Annotated in this window: 12 protein-coding genes and 1 pseudogene; 6 read left to right on the forward strand and 7 right to left on the reverse strand. The window is 73.7% G+C overall.

The genetic code is table 11. The features are described from left to right. Window positions 1-3: 3 nt before the first annotated feature. The 3 genes and pseudogenes from murJ to OG370_RS29005 form a co-directional block, all read right to left on the reverse strand. Window positions 4-2,184 (reverse strand): murein biosynthesis integral membrane protein MurJ, encoded by a 2,181-nt coding sequence (murJ, locus tag OG370_RS28995; protein ID WP_328469365.1) that lies wholly within the window; start codon window positions 2,182-2,184, stop codon window positions 4-6. 182 nt (window positions 2,185-2,366) lie between these two features. Beyond that, window positions 2,367-2,783: pseudogene (locus OG370_RS29000) on the reverse strand (DNA-binding protein). Then, on the reverse strand, window positions 2,780-3,043 hold the full coding sequence (locus OG370_RS29005; protein ID WP_328469367.1) for a CopG family transcriptional regulator: 264 nt from the start codon (window positions 3,041-3,043) through the stop codon (window positions 2,780-2,782). Before OG370_RS29005 ends, OG370_RS29000 begins: the two are co-directional and overlap by 4 nt. Before the next feature lie 155 nt (window positions 3,044-3,198). Here OG370_RS29005 and OG370_RS29010 point away from each other — a divergent pair, with 155 nt between their 5' ends. Then, window positions 3,199-4,830, forward strand: coding sequence for a N,N-dimethylformamidase beta subunit family domain-containing protein (locus OG370_RS29010; protein WP_328469369.1), 1,632 nt, complete (start codon window positions 3,199-3,201; stop codon window positions 4,828-4,830). Between the two features lie 55 nt (window positions 4,831-4,885). Here the strand turns inward: OG370_RS29010 and OG370_RS29015 are convergent, their stop codons facing one another. From OG370_RS29015 to OG370_RS29025, 3 genes are all read right to left on the reverse strand, one after another. Next, entirely contained in the window at window positions 4,886-6,046 is a 1,161-nt protein-coding gene (locus tag OG370_RS29015; protein ID WP_328469371.1) for a site-2 protease family protein, read from the reverse strand. 198 nt (window positions 6,047-6,244) lie between these two features. Further along, window positions 6,245-6,709, reverse strand: coding sequence for a GtrA family protein (locus OG370_RS29020; protein ID WP_328469373.1), 465 nt, complete (start codon window positions 6,707-6,709; stop codon window positions 6,245-6,247). 100 nt (window positions 6,710-6,809) lie between these two features. Further along, window positions 6,810-8,039, reverse strand: coding sequence for a glycosyltransferase 87 family protein (locus tag OG370_RS29025; RefSeq protein WP_328469375.1), 1,230 nt, complete (start codon window positions 8,037-8,039; stop codon window positions 6,810-6,812). Window positions 8,040-8,505: 466 nt separating this feature from the next. Between OG370_RS29025 and htpX the strand changes: the two genes are divergently transcribed. The 4 genes from htpX to OG370_RS29045 all read left to right on the forward strand — a co-directional run bounded on the left by htpX (window position 8,506) and on the right by OG370_RS29045 (window position 13,722). Continuing rightward, on the forward strand, window positions 8,506-9,408 hold the full coding sequence (gene htpX, locus OG370_RS29030) for a zinc metalloprotease HtpX (protein ID WP_328469377.1): 903 nt from the start codon (window positions 8,506-8,508) through the stop codon (window positions 9,406-9,408). Between the two features lie 326 nt (window positions 9,409-9,734). Then, window positions 9,735-11,936 (forward strand): APC family permease, encoded by a 2,202-nt coding sequence (locus tag OG370_RS29035; RefSeq protein ID WP_328474502.1) that lies wholly within the window; start codon window positions 9,735-9,737, stop codon window positions 11,934-11,936. A 105-nt stretch (window positions 11,937-12,041) separates the two neighbouring features. Further along, the gene (locus OG370_RS29040) at window positions 12,042-13,130 is read left to right on the forward strand and encodes a lysylphosphatidylglycerol synthase transmembrane domain-containing protein (RefSeq protein ID WP_328469379.1); all 1,089 of its coding nucleotides are present in this window, start codon (window positions 12,042-12,044) and stop codon (window positions 13,128-13,130) included. A 211-nt stretch (window positions 13,131-13,341) separates the two neighbouring features. Further along, window positions 13,342-13,722, forward strand: coding sequence for a hypothetical protein (locus OG370_RS29045; protein WP_328469381.1), 381 nt, complete (start codon window positions 13,342-13,344; stop codon window positions 13,720-13,722). A gap of 69 nt (window positions 13,723-13,791) precedes the next feature. On the opposite strand, the gene OG370_RS29050 is transcribed toward OG370_RS29045, so the two are convergent. Then, entirely contained in the window at window positions 13,792-14,943 is a 1,152-nt protein-coding gene (locus OG370_RS29050) for a PP2C family protein-serine/threonine phosphatase (RefSeq protein ID WP_328469383.1), read from the reverse strand. A gap of 186 nt (window positions 14,944-15,129) precedes the next feature. Between OG370_RS29050 and OG370_RS29055 the strand changes: the two genes are divergently transcribed. Continuing rightward, a complete protein-coding gene (locus OG370_RS29055; RefSeq protein WP_328469385.1) occupies window positions 15,130-15,300 on the forward strand; it encodes a hydrophobic protein in 171 nt (56 codons plus the stop codon). Window positions 15,301-15,310 lie beyond the last annotated feature (10 nt).

Here is a 15,310-nt window from a genome sequence, read left to right on the forward strand (position 1 = left end):
CGGTCAGCGGCCCAGCCGGCCGCGCACCATGCCCAGCAGCGCGTTCAGCTCCTCGATCCGCATCCGCTTGGCGATCGCGAGGAAGAGGCCGATCTGGACCACGAGGCCGATCAACAGGGCGCCGGCCGCGCCGAGCAGGCCGCCGCCCAGGATGTGCTCGGTGGTCCGGGCTAGCAGGAAGCTCAGGATCGAGGGGATGACGCTGGCGACGATCAGGCGGCCGTAGGTGCGGCGGATGCGCGGCCCGTCGAGGGTGCCGATCCGGCGCCGCAGCCGGGGCAGCGCGACCATCAGGCCGACGAAGTACGCGACGCCGTAGCCGAACGCCATGCCGATCACGGCCCGTTGCGGCGGCAGCAGCAGGAACGACAGCCCGGCGACAGCCGCGTTGACCAGGGCGATCCACACCGTGTTGAAGAAGGGCGTCCGGGTGTCCTCGTACGCGTAGAAGCCGCGCAGCATGACGTACTGCGCCGAGTACGGGATCAGGCCGAGGGCGAACGCGGCGAGCATGTAGCCCACCGAGCGGCCGCCGTTGGCGCCGGTGCCGTAGATCAGCGCGCCGATCCACGGGCCGAGGGAGAGGAAGAGGAAGGCGGCCGGCACGATCGCCACCGCGGAGGTGCGCAGGCCGTGCGAGATGTCGGCGCGGACCGCGGCCGCGTCGCCGTCGGAGGCGGCCCGGGATATTCGGGGCAGCACCGCGCTCATCACCGAGACCGTGATGACCGCCTGCGGCAGCTGCCAGATGGTCTGGGCGCTGGTGTACGCGGCCAGGCCGGTGCCGCTGGCGAAGCCGTGCGACGCCGCGGACTTCTCGGCGGCGGTGGCGAGTTGGGTGACCACGATCAGCCCGGCCTGGTTGGCCAGCACGAACAGGAAGGTCCAGCGGGCGAGTTTGGCGGCGTGCCCCAGACCGTGGCCGCGCCAGTCGAAGCGCGGCCGGAAGTGCAGCCCGGACCTGCGCAGGTAGGGGAGCATCGACAGGGCCTGCACCACCAGGCCGAGCAGGGTGCCGACGCCCAACAGCCGTACGCCCTGCGGGGAGATGGTGTTCGGGCTGACCGCCGAGTGGCCGAAACTGCCGAACACCCAGATGTACATCCCGAAGGTGAAGATCACCACGACGTTGTTGAGCACCGGGGTCCACATCATCGCCCCGAACCGCTCACGGGCGTTGAGGATCTGGCCGGCCACCACGTGCACGCCCATGAAGAAGATCGTCGGCAGGCAGTACCTCGCCATGTCCACGGTGACGTGCGCGCTGGCCGGGGTGGACATCAGCGAGGGGGAGAGCATCCGTACCAGCAGCGGCGCGGCCGCCACCATCACCAGCACCACGGCGCCGAGCGCGGTGATCACCAGCGTCAGCAGGCGGTTGGCGTACGCCTCGCCGCCGTCCGCGTCGTTCTTCATGCTGCGGATCAGCTGCGGGACGAACACCGCGTTCAGCGCGCCGCCGCCGACCAGGAAGTACACCATCGTGGGCAGCGTGTAGGCGACCTGGTACGAGTCGCCCATCACGCCCTGGCCGATCGCCGCGGCGATCATCATGTTGCGGACGAAGCCGGTGCCCCGCGACACCATGGTGCCCAGCGCCATCACGGCGCTCGAACCGAGAACCGAGCCCTTGGACTTGGCCTTGCCGTCCGCGGCCGGTTCGCGGCCCGCCTCCCGCGGCGGCGCCCGGTCCACGTCGATCACCGGGAACGTCCCGGTCGCCTCCGCCGCCACGTCCCCGCTGGCCCCGCCGTAGACGTTCGGCGCGTAGTAGAGGGAGTAGTCGGCGTCGTCGTCCCGGTAGAGGTGGCGGTACGGGTCCGGGTCCGGCGCGCTCTGCTGCGGCACGGAGGTGTAGCCGTACGGCCCGTACTGCTCCTGCGCGTAGGGGGCCTGCGGTTCGTACCCGCCCTGCTGGCCATACGGTGCTTGCTGGTCGTACCCGCCGTACTGGCCGTACTGCGCCTGCTGGTCGTACCCGCCCTGCTGGTTGTACTGGGCTTGCGGGTCGTACGGTGCCTGCGGGTCGTACTGCGCCTGCGATTCGTATCCACCCTGCTGGTCGTACCCGCCGTACTGGGCCGGGTACTGCTGTGGGTACCCGCCGTCCCGCGGGTACCCGTCCTCCCCGTACGGACCTTCGTATCCGTCACGCCGACCGTTGCCGCCGTCCGGCGTGCTCATAGGTCTCTCCGCTTCCGCTGCACCAGGACGGGACCGGCGCCCCCGGTCCGCCGCCCGTACCGCATACCTTCTCATCCGCGGCGGCGCGGCACCTCCCCGAGTGGCGTCAGGCGGCGACCTGAGCCCGGGGCACCCGGCCCCCGCCGCCCATCCCACCGACCGCCGGCTCCGCGCCGACGACCTCAGATCTTGATGACGGTGATGTGGCCACCACACAACGCGAGGAGGTCCGCCGGATCGGAGGTGAGCACGGTGACCGGTTTCGGGGCGGCCAGCGCCGTGGCGCCGAGCATGGCGTCGATGGCGTACTTGCGACCGTGCAGGCCGGCGTCGGCGAGCAGGGCGGCGGCATGGCGGGCGATCGGCTCGGTGACGGGTTCGACGATCAGCCGGGAGAGAGTCCACTCGAAGGCCGGGCCGGGCGGCTGAGGCGAGGATGGATGGCTTCCGCCAGGGTGGCCGCGGAGGTGATGACGCGCAGGTCGTCGGCGCGGGCCAGGGCGAGCCACGCCGTGACCCCGTGGTCCCGCATGACAGCCTTCGCGAGTGCTTCGGTCCAGGACCAGCGTGCCACCGGGAACGGCCGGCGAGCGGGTCACGCGGCGTTCGCTCCGCCCCGCGTCTGCTCCACGCGAGCCCGGTGGAGCTGATCGCGCAGCGACTGGACCTCCTCATCGGTGATGGGGCCGTGTTCGGCCTCGGCGACCCGGATGAGTTCGTTGAGGTTGTCGCGTTCGATCTGGCGGGCGACGGCGGCAGTCACGTAGGCGGACAGGCCGGAGGGGCCGCTGCGGGTCCTGGCGGCTTCGGCGACATCACGTGGCATCGTGATCGAGTACTTGCCGGTGGCCTCGCTCATGCTGCCAATCCTGCCCAAGATCCTCCCCGATGGGGGCCGGTGGCCGAACAGCCGTACGCGGTACCGCCGTTCGGTCGTGTTCGGCTCGCCCGAGGACCGGGGCCGGCGCAGGATCGAGGGGGCGAGCGGTGGAGACGGGTGGAGAGGGCGGCGTCATGCGCAGCGGTGAGGGGCACGTGGCCAGGGGTGGCGCCGACGGCACCGGTCCGGCAGGTCCGGCAGATCCGGCAGATCCGGCGAGCCCGGGCGGGCCGGGGCGACGTCGGGTGCTGCGGGTCGCGGCGTCCGGGCTGGTCGTCGTCGCGAGCGCCGGATGCGGCGGGAGCCCGCACCGGGCGCGCCCCACGCCGCCCGCGCCGGACCCGGGCGCGTACCGCCTCACCGGGCACGCGGCGCCGAAGGGCACCGACGACTGGCGGCTCGGCCCGATCGGCCCGCCGCACGCGATCGAGGGCTACGCCGACCGGGTCAGCGTGCTGCCGGGGGAGACCTTCGGGCTGCACGTGTCGACCACGGCGCGGGCGTTCCGGGTCTCCGCCTTCCGGGTGGGCTGGTACGACGGCAAGCAGGCGGCCCTGGTGTGGGCCTCGCACACGGTGGCCGGCCGGCGGCAGGGCCCGTACAGCACCGCCCTGGACACGCGGATGATCCACGCGGGCTGGGACCGCAGCCTGGAGATCCCGGCCGACGGCTGGCCGGCGGGCGCCTACCTGCTGCGGCTGGAGGCCGACAGCGGCCACCAGCGGTACGTCCCCCTGGTGGTCCGCTCGACCAGCGCCCACGGCCGCACCCTTCTCATGCACGCCCCGGCGACCTGGCAGGCGTACAACGACTGGGGCGGCAACTGCCTCTACTACGGCGCGGACGGCTCGTACGCGCGCCGGGCGTACGAGGTGTCCTTCGAGCGGCCCTACGCCAAGAGCGGCGCCGAGAAGTTCCTGGTCTACGAGCGGGCCGCGGTGGTGCTCGCCGAGCGGTCGGGCATCCCGCTGGCGTACACCACGGGGATGGACGTCCACCGCGACCCGAGCGTGCTGAAGGGCGCGACCACCGCGGTGGCGCTCGGCCACGACGAGTACTGGACGCCGGAGCAGCGGCAGCATGTCACGGCGGCCCGCGACGCCGGCACCAACCTGGCCTTCCTGGGCGCCAACACCTGCTTCCGCCGGGTCCGGCTGGCCGCCGCCACGGCCACCGCGCCGCCCCCGGTGGTCTGCTACAAGACCGACTTCTACGCCGACCCTTACCTCGCCGACCACCCGCACATGGCGACCACCGACTTCCGCAGCGGCCCGGGGGCCGACCCGGAGTCCTCACTGACCGGCGTCCTGTACGAGGGCTTCCCGACCGACGCCCCCTACGTCGTGGAGAACCCCGGCCACTGGGCCTTCCGCGGCACCGGGGTGCGCCGGGGCGAGAGCTTCTCCCACCTGGTCGGCGTCGAGTACGACCGGGTCACCCCGGGCTCTCCCATGCCCAGGTCGATCGAGGTCGTCGCCCACTCGCCGCTGGTGTGCCACGGCAAGCACAGCCACTCCGACTCCGCGTACTACACGGTGCCCAGCGGCGCCGGTGTCTTCTCCACCGGCACCATGCGCTGGGTGGAGGGGCTGATGGCGGGCACCGGCCTGGACGGGCGGGACCACAAGATGGACGCCCGCACCCGGGGGTTCGTCACCAAGGTCACCGAGAACGTGCTGACCGGGTTCGCCGAGGGACCCGCCGTCCGGCACCAGCCCGCCCCGCGGGAGAACGTGGCCTCCCTCTACGGCGGAGCGCGTGCCTGACGCGGGGCCCGCCCCAACCGCCGGGCGCGCGCCTGCCGTTGGACGCGCGCACCCGTCAGCGGCTGTGCCCGGCGCTGTGCGGGGTGGGCGGCCACGCCGGCGGGTGCGGCGGCCGGTGCTGGGTGAAGCCGATGATGTCCTCGGTGGTGATCATCCCGACGACGTGCCGGTCCGCCATCACCAGGATCGGGCGGCCCGCGGTCTTCACGGCGTGGTCGAGGATGTCGGTGACCTGGTCGTCGGGTGCGGCCAGCGTGCAGCTCTCCAGGGGCGCGGCGATGTCGCGCACCCGGACCTGGGCCCGCTGCGCGAGGGGCACCGCGCGCAGCGAGGGCACCGTGACCACCCCGCTGGGCCGGCCGTCGAGGTCCGTCACGGGCACCACGACCTGGCCGGTGGCCCGCGGCATCGTCTCGGTGAGGAACCGGTCCACGGTCTGCCAGTCCTGGCCGGTGGCCACCGGGCGCATCGCGTCGGCGGCCCGCACCCCGCGTACGGCCTCGAACAGCACCGACCGGCGCACCTCCGAGAACGCGGCCATCAGCACGAACAGCCCGACCAGGGCGAGCCACAGCCCGGCCGCGCCGCCCGCGAGGAATTCCAGCCAGCCGCCGGCGATCATCAGCACACCGGCCACCTGCCCGCAGCGCGCGGCGATCCGGGCCGCCTTCTCGCGGTCCCCGCGCATCCGCCAGATCACCGCCTGCAGCACCCGGCCGCCGTCCAGGGGCGCGGCCGGGATCAGGTTGAAGGCGGCGAGCAGGACGTTGGCCCAGCCGGTCCAGGCCAGCAGCGCGGCGAAGAGCGTCCAGTGCAGGACGTCGCCGGCCAGCACCGCCGCGCCCAGGCCGAGGCCGCCCAGGAACAGGCTGGTGAGCGGGCCGACCGCGGCGATCCAACCCGAGCTGCGCGCGGTGGTGGCCGATCCCATCCTGGTCACCCCGCCGAGCGCGAAGACCGTCACGTCCTCCACCTCGACCTTGGCCCGGCGGGCGACGAGGGCGTGCGCCGCCTCGTGCGCGACCAGGCTCACCATCAGCAGCAGCGCGCCGACCACCGCCCACGCGTCGTAGGCAGCCCCGGAGTGGCCGGGGGCCCAGGCGGGGAGTACCCCGCCGGCCAGCCCGAAACTCAGGACGACGATCAGCAGGGGGGCGCTCCAGTGGACCCGCAGGGGTACACCGGCGATCCGGCCCAGCGGTAGCGATCCGTTCATCGCACCTCCCACGCCCGTTCCCGGCAGGCGGGCCCACCATCCGGCGGGACGCCTTCCCCTTCCAGTCTGCTCCCGTGAGGGCGCGGCCGGACGGCTGAGCGCGACCGGTTCCGGCAGACGGCTCCGTGACCGGTTCCGCGTGTGCGCGTCGGGTGCGTGTCGGGTGCGTACGCGCGGAGGGCGGAGGTCCGCCGGCGCTCACTCCTCGCCGGCCGGCCGGGCGGGGTCCTGGGCGGCGGGCAGCGCCGTGAAGACCCAGGTGCGGTAGGCCCAGAAGCGGAACGCGGTGGCCAGCGCGATCCCCGCGAACTTCCCGGCGCTGCTGCGCAGCGGGCTGCTCCAGCCGAGCCCCCGGGTCGCGCCGTAGAAGACGCCGTTCTCGATCACGACGCCGACCGCGCTGAAGGCGAGGAAGAGCGTGATCCGCCGCAGCCGGCGGCGCCGGTCGCAGTCGCGGTAGGTGAAGTAGCGGAAGCCGACGTAGTTGAAGGCGACGGCGGTCACGGTGGCGATCACGCCGGCCTGCACCACGAGCAGGGACGCGTAGCGGCGCAGCAGGTTGTACACGCCCAGGTTGACGAAGATGCCGCTGACGCCCACCGCGCCGAACCTGGCGGCCTCCCGCGCCAGGCCGGCCATCCTGCTCTGCGACGCGACGCTCATGGGGTCCTTCCGTCGTGCGGCCCGCCGGCCGGTGGTGGGGCTCGCCGGGCACGCCCCCGGCCGCCAGGACAAGGGGGACGTCCCGCACGCGGGCCGGCCGTCAGGGGTACACGGTGCTGGTTTCCGCCGGAGCGGTCGCGCGGGGCCGTACCGTGACGGCGGCGGCCGTGGCGAGGAAGGCGAGCCCGGCCAGCGGGTAGCTCGCGGCGAGCAGTATCTGGCCGGTGTTCTCGTGGAGCTCGGGCCGGCCGGCGCCGTGCGGGAGGGTCCACACGACGTCGCAGCAGAAGACCACCACGCACGCCGCCGCGCCCAGGGACCAGCGCAGGCCGCGTCGACGCAGCGCCTCGTGGACGAGCAGGACCGTCATGGGCACGTTCCACACCCAGTGGTGGGTCCAGGTGATCGGGCTGACCAGGAGCGTGGTGACACCGCAGGCCACCGCTCCCCACGCGGTGGCGTTCGGCACCCGGCCGGTCGCGGCCAGCGCCGCGACCGCGACGGCCGTGCCGCCGAGGGCGACCAGGACGGCGGCGGCCAGCCACAGGGACGTGGGGTGCACGGTGTGCTGCGCGCGGGCCACGACGCCGCGCACGGACTGGTTGGCGATGTTCACCGCGGAGCCCGACCGGTCGGGGGCGAAGGCGCAACTGGTCCAGTAGCGCAGCGAGTCGTGCGGCAGCACCGCGGCGGCCAGCAGCGTGACGCCGGCGAAGCTGCCGGTGGCGGTGAGGAAGCGGCGCCGCCAGGGGGTGCCGCGCCCGCGGGTGGCCGCGGCCGCCCCGGCCAGCACCACCAGGAACAGCAGCGGCGTGACCTTGATGGCCGCCGCCAGCCCGATGCCGATCCCGGCCCAGCGGTTGCCGGGCCGCCGGGTGAAGTCCCACAGCACGAGGCACACCAGGAGAATGTTGACCTGGCCGTAGCGGATGGTGGTCCAGACCGGTTCGCTCCACGGCGCACAGGCGGCCGTGCCCAGCACGGCGGCCGCGCCGGGGCGGCGGCGCAGCACCAGGCGCAGCGACAGTCCGGCGAGGACCACGGTCAGCAGCAGGTTCCCCGCGGTCGCCGCGGTGCGCATGTGGGCGACGTCGAGCCAGGTCAGCGGGACGAACAGCAGCCCGGCGAAGGGCGGGTAGGTCATCGGCAGCATCGCGGAGGTGGCGTGCATGGCGTACAGGTCGCCGCCCTCGCGCACGGTCCGGCCCGCCGCGCGGTAGACCATGACGTCGATGAGCGAGACGTGCGTGACACGTTGCAGGACCCACACCGCGGCGAAGGACAGGACACAGAGGGCGGCGGCCCAGCCCACGCGCAGCCGGTGGCTCATGAGCGCAACGCCCGCCTCTCGACGCCTCCCGCCAGCGGTACTGCTGACGCCCCATCAGAATGGGATACGGAGCCGGTCACACGGCCGGGACGCCCCGTCCGCGGGCGCGCAGACACACGGGCAGTCGCCGACCGGATGGGTTGCGGCCGGCGGAACCCTGCCGGCACGAGGGCGGGCCGGACCCCCGGGCGGACCCGGACCGGGAGCCGGGTGGACCCGGCCGGACCCGGGCGGACCCGGCCGGACCCGGGCGGACGGGCCGCGAGAACACGCCGCGCCCGCATCCCTCGCCGCACCCCCGCCCGTGCCCCACCCCGGGGCGGTGGCCTGCGGATTCGCGGCCCCGCCGGCCGCGAAAGCGGAGCACACTGGACAGTGGCGGGATTCCGGCCGTCGGGTGTGCCGGTCACCGCGGGAATGGGGCCGGTACGTCGGTGCCGGCTCCGTGGAGATGAGGTGAGCGGTTGTGCGCTCTCGTTTCGCGCCTGACTGGCGGCTCACGGTCCGGATGCTGACGGTGGTCTTCCTGTTGGGCCTGGTGTTCGTGGCGTTCATCGCCGTGCTCATCGCGCTGCTGAAGTCCGTGGTGGTCGTGGTGGTGATCGCGGCCGGTGTGCTGGCGGCGCAGTACTGGTTCTCCGACCGGATCGCGCTGTTCGCGATGCACGCCCACGAGGTCACCCCGCAGGAGCAGCCCGAGCTGCACGGCGCGGTCGACCGGCTGTGCGCCCTCGCCGACATGCCGAAGCCGCAGGTGGCGGTCTCGGAGATGGACCTGCCGAACGCCTTCGCCACCGGGCGCAGCGCCGACCACGCGGTGATCTGCGTGACCACCGGCCTGCTGCGGCGCCTCGAACCGGGCGAGCTGGACGGCGTGCTCGCCCACGAGCTGTCCCACGTCGCGCACAAGGACGTCGCGGTGATCACCATCGCCTCGTTCCTGGGCGTGCTCGCGGGGCTGCTGGTGCGCTTCGCCTTCTACTCGGAACTGTTCGGCCGAGGCCGCCGCGACCAGAACACCCTGCTGCTGCTCACGATGATCATGGCGGTGTCCATCGTGGTGTACTCGCTGAGCTTCGTGCTGATCCGCGCGCTGTCCCGCTACCGCGAGCTGGCCGCCGACCGGAGTGCGGCCGAACTGACCGGCCGGCCCTCCGAACTGGCGTCCGCGCTGGTCAAGGTGAGCGGCACCATCGCCCGTATCCCCAGCGAGGACCTGCGCACCGCGCGAGCCTTCAACGCGTTCTTCTTCACCCCGGCGCTGAAGGAGGGCTCGCCCCTCGCGACCGTCTTCTCCACCCACCCGAGCCTGGAGCGCCGCCTGGAGGCCCTGGCGAAGCTCTCCGCCGAAATGGGCCTCCACGCCTGAGGGGCGCCCTTTTCCCGCCGGGTCCCCCCGCCTCCGGCGGGGGGACCCGGCGGGCGCTTAGATCCGGTCCCCATCTTTCGACACCGGCGCGCCCTTTGGCTCGCCGGTTACCACGGCGAACCGTTCTTCCGTAGCGGTGCCCGTGCGTGGGTGCGGCTCCCCGCGGACAACGACCCCGGTGGCACCGCCACCGGGGTCGTCCGCGCGGGAAGCGGGCCCGCATCGCGCCGTGGGTGACACTGAGTGATGTGAAATCTGCACGTGGTGACGGTGATGGTGGTGGTGGCACGCCCGGTGCAAGGGGTGGTGTGCCCGGCCCGGCGGAGATGCTGCCCGGTCTCGACGAGGACCAGCTGCGGGTGCTGGGAGAGGTCGGGCAGGCGTGGGCCCGGGTGTCGGACGACGCGGACCTGCAGCGCCACGAGTTGCCGGTCGACCCCGACCTCGGCGGCTTCCCGTCGGCCGAGGAGATCGGCCCCGACCGCTTCGGCCGGATGGTCCGGGTGGCGACCCTGGGCACCGCCACGGCGCCGGAGGAGGCGGTGCCCTCCTCCGGTGCGGCCCGCGCCGCGTACCAGGTCCGGCACGCGCTGATCGGGGCGCCGCTGAAGAGCACCGCGGTCACGCGCGAGCGCATGCGCAAGCTGGTGGCGCTGCCGGTGCTCTCCGCCGACGCGCTGTCCTCCGTGGCGTACGGCCCCGAGGCCCTGCTCGCCGTGCTGGTGCTGGCCGGCACCGCCGGTCTCGGCTGGACCACGCCCATCGCGGCGGCCGTCGCGTTCCTGATGCTCGCGGTCGGGGTGTCCTACCGGCAGACGATCCGCGCGTATCCGCACGGCGGCGGCTCGTACATCGTGGCCGGTGACAACCTCGGCAGGGTGCCCGGCCTGGTGGCCGCGGCCGGGTTGATGACCGACTACATCCTCACCGTCGCGGTGTCGATCGCCTCCGGCGTCGCCGCCATCACCTCCGCGCTGCCGTCGCTGTCGCCGTACACCGTGCCGATCGGCGCGGGGGTGATCGCGCTGCTGCTGGTCGGGAACCTGCGCGGGCTGCGGCAGGCCGGCGCGCTGTTCGCCGCCCCGACCTACGCCTTCATCATCGCGATGTTCGTGCTGGTCGGGGTGGGCCTGTCCGACGCCGCCGGGCGCGACTTCCACGCCACGCCCACCCCGCATCTGAACGCCACCGAGGGCGTCGGCGTGCTGCTGGTCATGCGCGCCTTCGCCTCCGGCTCCACGGCCATGACCGGCATCGAGGCGATCTCCAACGCGGTGCCGGCCTTCCAGCCGACCGAGTGGCGCAACGCCCGCACCACGCTGACCTGGATGATCTGCCTGCTGATCACGCTGTTCGCCGGGGTGACGGCGTTGGCCCGACTCGACGGCGTCGTGCCCCGCTCCGGCGAGACCGTGCTCTCCCAACTCGCCCACCGCAGCTTCGGGTCCGGGCCGATGTACGTCTTCACCCAGATCGCCACCGCCGCGGTCCTGCTGCTGGCCGCCAACACCGCGTACAACGACTTCCCCCGGGTGCTGTTCCTGCTGGCCCGCGACGGGCACGCGCCGCGGCTGTTCCTGCGGCTGGGCGACCGGCTCGCCTTCAGCAACGGCATCGGGGTGCTGTCGGTGGCCGCCGCGGTGGTCTTCGTCGCGTTCAGCGGCAACACCGCGTCGCTCATCCCGCTCTACGCGGTCGGGGTCTTCCTCGCCTTCACGCTGTCCCAGGCCGGGATGGTGCGCCACTGGTGGCGGCTGCGCGACCGGCACTGGCGCAAGAGCCTGTTCTTCAACGCGACCGGCTGCGTGCTGTCCGCGCTCGTCTTCGTCACCGCGGGGATCACCAAGTTCACCTCGGGCGCCTGGGTGGCCATCCTCGCCGTCGGGCTGTTCCTCCTGGTGACCACGCGCATCCACCACCACTACGAGGAGGTCCGCGCCGCGCTCCGGCTGCACCCGCAGGCGATCGAGGTCCCCGCGTCGCCCGAGTCCCCGCCCCACGAGGAGTGCGACCCCCCGGCGCCGCCGCCCGAGCCCCCGCCCCCGCCCGCGGCGTCCTCCGCCGTACCGGCCGGGCCGGGGCCGGCCGCGAACGGGACCGTCCGGGAGGACGAGGAGAGCCCCGAGGAGATCCGGAACCTGTCGATCGTGCCGATCTCCACGCTGGACCTGGCCGGGATGCGGGCGCTCGCCTACGCCGCGTCCCTGCGCCAGCCCGTCCTCGCGCTGCACCTCAGCCCCGGTGAGGCGGAGGCCGACCGCTTCCGGGGGTACTGGCACGTGTGGGGCGACCACCTGCCGCTGGAGGTGCTGGTCACGCCCTACCGGGCGACCGTGGCCCCGCTGGTCCACTACATCGAGGCGCTGCACGAGCAGCAGCCGCAGCTCACCCTCACCATCGTCGTCCCGGAGATCGTGACGCGGCGCCGGCGCTACCGCCTGCTGCACAGCCGGACCGCGAGCCGGCTCCAGCGGGCGTTGCGGACGCTGCCGAAGATCGTCGTCACCAACGTTCCGTACCACGTGTAGGCGCGGCGGTCCGGTGGGTGCCGTGCGCGGGGCGGGCCTCGCGGGTCGGGCGGCGCCCCCGTGGCCTGACGGTTCCGGCGGCGGCCCCGCCGTACCGTGTCTCGCGTGGTGAACAAAAGGGGCGGAGCGGAGGAAACGGTCGACTCCGGGGATGCCGACTCCGGTCCGGGGCGGGCCCGGCACCCGGTGTGGTGGGTGCTCTCCGCCGTGCTGATGGCCGCCGCCGTGGCGCTCGCGGTGGACCGGCGGCACGACCTGGTGGTGGCGCTGCACCAGATCGCGGTGGTCCGCCCGGCCCCGCTGGCACTGGCCGCCTTGTTCGAGGCGCTCTCCCTGACCTGCCTGGCGACGTTGCAGTGGCGACTGCTGAAGCTGGGCGGGGCCCGGCTGCGGCTCGCCCTGATGGGCGCCATGGCCCTGGCGGCCAACGCCGTGGCCGGGACCCTGCCCGGCGGCGCGGCCTTCGCTGCCGCGTGGCTGTACGGGCAACTGCGCCGCCGCGGCGTGTCGCTGGCGCTCGCCGGGGCGGCACTCGCGGTCGCCGGCCTGATGTCGGCCACCACCTTGTTCCTGCTGCTGGTGGTCGGCGTCCTGGCCAGCGGGAGGGCGGGGCCGAGCGGCCTGCGCACCGCCGTGCTCTGGCTGACCGCGGTCCTCGTGGTGCTCGCCGCCTTGGCCGCCCTCCTGCCCCGCTTCGCGTTCGTACGGCGGCGGGCGTGGCGGATCTGGCGCCGGGTCGGGGTCCGCTCCCGCCGGCTGTGGAACGTCGAGGACGGGCTGTACCGCCTCGCCCGGGAGGTCCGGGCGGTACGGCCGGGGGTGCGCCCGTGGCTGCCGCCGCTCACCCTGGCCCTGGGCAACTGGCTGCTCGACGCGGCCTGCCTCGTCGCGTGCGCGTGGGGACTGGGCGTCGCCGTGCCCTGGCGCGGGGTGCTCGTCGCGTACTCGCTCACCCAGATGTCGGGTGCGCTGCGGCTCACGCCCGGCGGGCTCGGCATCGTGGAGACCAGCCTCGCCGCGCTGCTGGTCTTCTACGGGCTGCACGCGGACCAGGCGATCGCGGTGACCCTGCTGTACCGGATTCTGAGCTACTGGGCGCTCCAGCCGATCGGCTGGACGAGCTGGCTCGGCCTCACCTTCGCCGCGCGCCGCCGGGACGCGAGGACGGTGCGGGAGCGGCGGGCCCGGTCCTGACCGTCCCCGGTCCTGACCGTCCGGGTCGTGGCCCCGTGGCCGCTCGGCCGACCAGCGGCGCGCCCCCGCAGTACCGTGGAAAGGGCGATACCGACTGCCGGTCGGCGCCAAACGACACGGTGGCGCCGGCGCAGGCCGGAAGCGAGGTACTCAGACGATGGAAGCCGACCGTATCGACCGCATGGTCTCCCAACTTCGCGCGCGAGACGTCATGGCCCATCGAACTGAGACCGGCGTGTACAGCTTCGGCATCCGCGTCGTCATCGGGGACGGAAGCGAGGCCGTGTGGACGCCCGGCGGAGCCGCCGGGCTCGACGCGCAGGTGATCAGGGACGGCGTGCTGGTCGGCTGTGTCCCGCACATCCCCGGGTCCGAGGGCTTCACCGACGAGCAGACGGTCGAGGCGATCGCCACGGCGCTGTACTCGGAGGAGGGGCTCTACCCGGCGGACCGCGCCGCCCCGCAGCCGCCGCCCGCCGCGGACAGCCCGACCGGGCCCGCGGCGCCGGGACCGGGCGGACGGCCGGGACCGGGAGCGGGTGGACCGCCGCGCCGGCCGTGGCTCCGGCACAAGCGCGACTTCCCGCGCTGACGAGCCGACCCGCGGCCTGTCAACGCCAGGTCGTCGCGGCGGCTCGTCGCACCAGGCCGTGGGCCCTGCTCACATGAGGTCGGCGCCGTGCGAGGCCCCCGCCCCCTGCCCTTGCACCGTACGGGTGATCGCGAGCAGGGCCGCGTCGTCGGAGAGGCGGCCGCCGGTGTGGTGGAGCAGGTCCTGGCGCAGGTGCCGCAGCAGGGCCTCCGGGGTCAGGGCCGGAGGAAAGGTCGCCACGCGTTCGACGAGCGGGTAGAAGATGCCCTGCCGGGAGCGGGCCTCGATCAGCCCGTCGGTGTAGAGCAGGAGCGTGTCGCCGTCGCCGTAGGAGATCTCGTCGGCGTGGACCCCGACGGCCGGCAGGAAGCCGGAGCCCAGCGGCGGCGAGGGGGCGGTGCAGCTGGTGGCGGTGACCTGGCCGTCGGAGCCGATCACGAGCGGGGCCGGGTGTCCGCAACTGGCCATCAGGACCGGACCGCTGTCGCCGTCGGGGAGTTCCAGCAGCAGCGCGGTGGTGAAGTGCTCGCCCGGGTCCTCCTGGCTCTCCGCGACCTCGTCCATGTCCAGGCTGACCCGTGCCTCCAGGGCCTCCGCGAGTTCGGGCAGCGTGTCGCAGAACCGGGCGGTCTCCCGGAAGGCGCCGAGCACGGCCGACGCCTCCGCGATGGCGGGCAGCCCCTTGCCGCGGACGTCCCCGATGATCACGCGGCTGGTGGCGGGGCGTCTGCGGGTGACGGCGAAGAGGTCGCCGCCGATCTGCGTGTCGTCCTCGGCGGTGAGGTAGAGCCAGGCGATCCGCAGTGGCCCGACGTACTGCGGCGGTGGCCGCAGCAGGACCCGCTGGGCGGTCTCGGAGACGAGTCTGACCCGGCTCAGCTGCCTGCTGCGCCGGTCGCGGATGTAGCTGAAGAAGACCAGGAGCACGGAGAGCACGATCAGCGCGACCAGCTGCCACGCGCGGGCTACCGTGCCCGAGCCCTGGGTCACGAAGGCCACGAATGCCTGCGCGCCCACGGCCACGACGGCGATCGCCGCGGTGCGCCACGGCCCGGCGAACGACGCGGTCAGCGCCGGCGCGACCACGAGCATGGGGCTGAGGAAGACGTCACTCGGCGACACCGCGTCCGCGACGGTGATGAGGACCACCAGGGCGAGCGGGATGACGATCGCCAGCGGCGGCGTCCGTTCCGTCAGGTTGTCCAGCCGTCTGAGGTCCATACCGGAAATTTTATGATGTTTGCTCACCAAGAGGACGAACGGCGCCTTTTCCGGCCGACCCCCGGCGGGTGCGTGCCCGCAGCCCTGCTCCCGGGCCCGCCCGCCCCGGCGGCGGGGCCATCCGGGGCCGGGGCCCCGCATGATCCCCCCGGGCAGGGGCAGGCGCTTCCTCGGAGGCTGATCGCCATGGGACCGTTGCTCGTCGTTCTTCTGCTCGTGCTGATCTTCTTCGGCGTGGGATTCGCCATCCACCTGCTGTGGTGGGTCGCCGTCGTGGCGCTTGTGGTGTGGCTGCTGGGATTCCTGGTGCGCGGCACCCACTCCAGCGGCAGCCGGAACCGCTGGTACCGCTGGTAGCGCCACCCAC

Origin of the sequence: Streptomyces sp. NBC_00448, assembly GCF_036014115.1 — a bacterium.
In the GTDB taxonomy this organism is placed as follows: domain Bacteria; phylum Actinomycetota; class Actinomycetes; order Streptomycetales; family Streptomycetaceae; genus Actinacidiphila.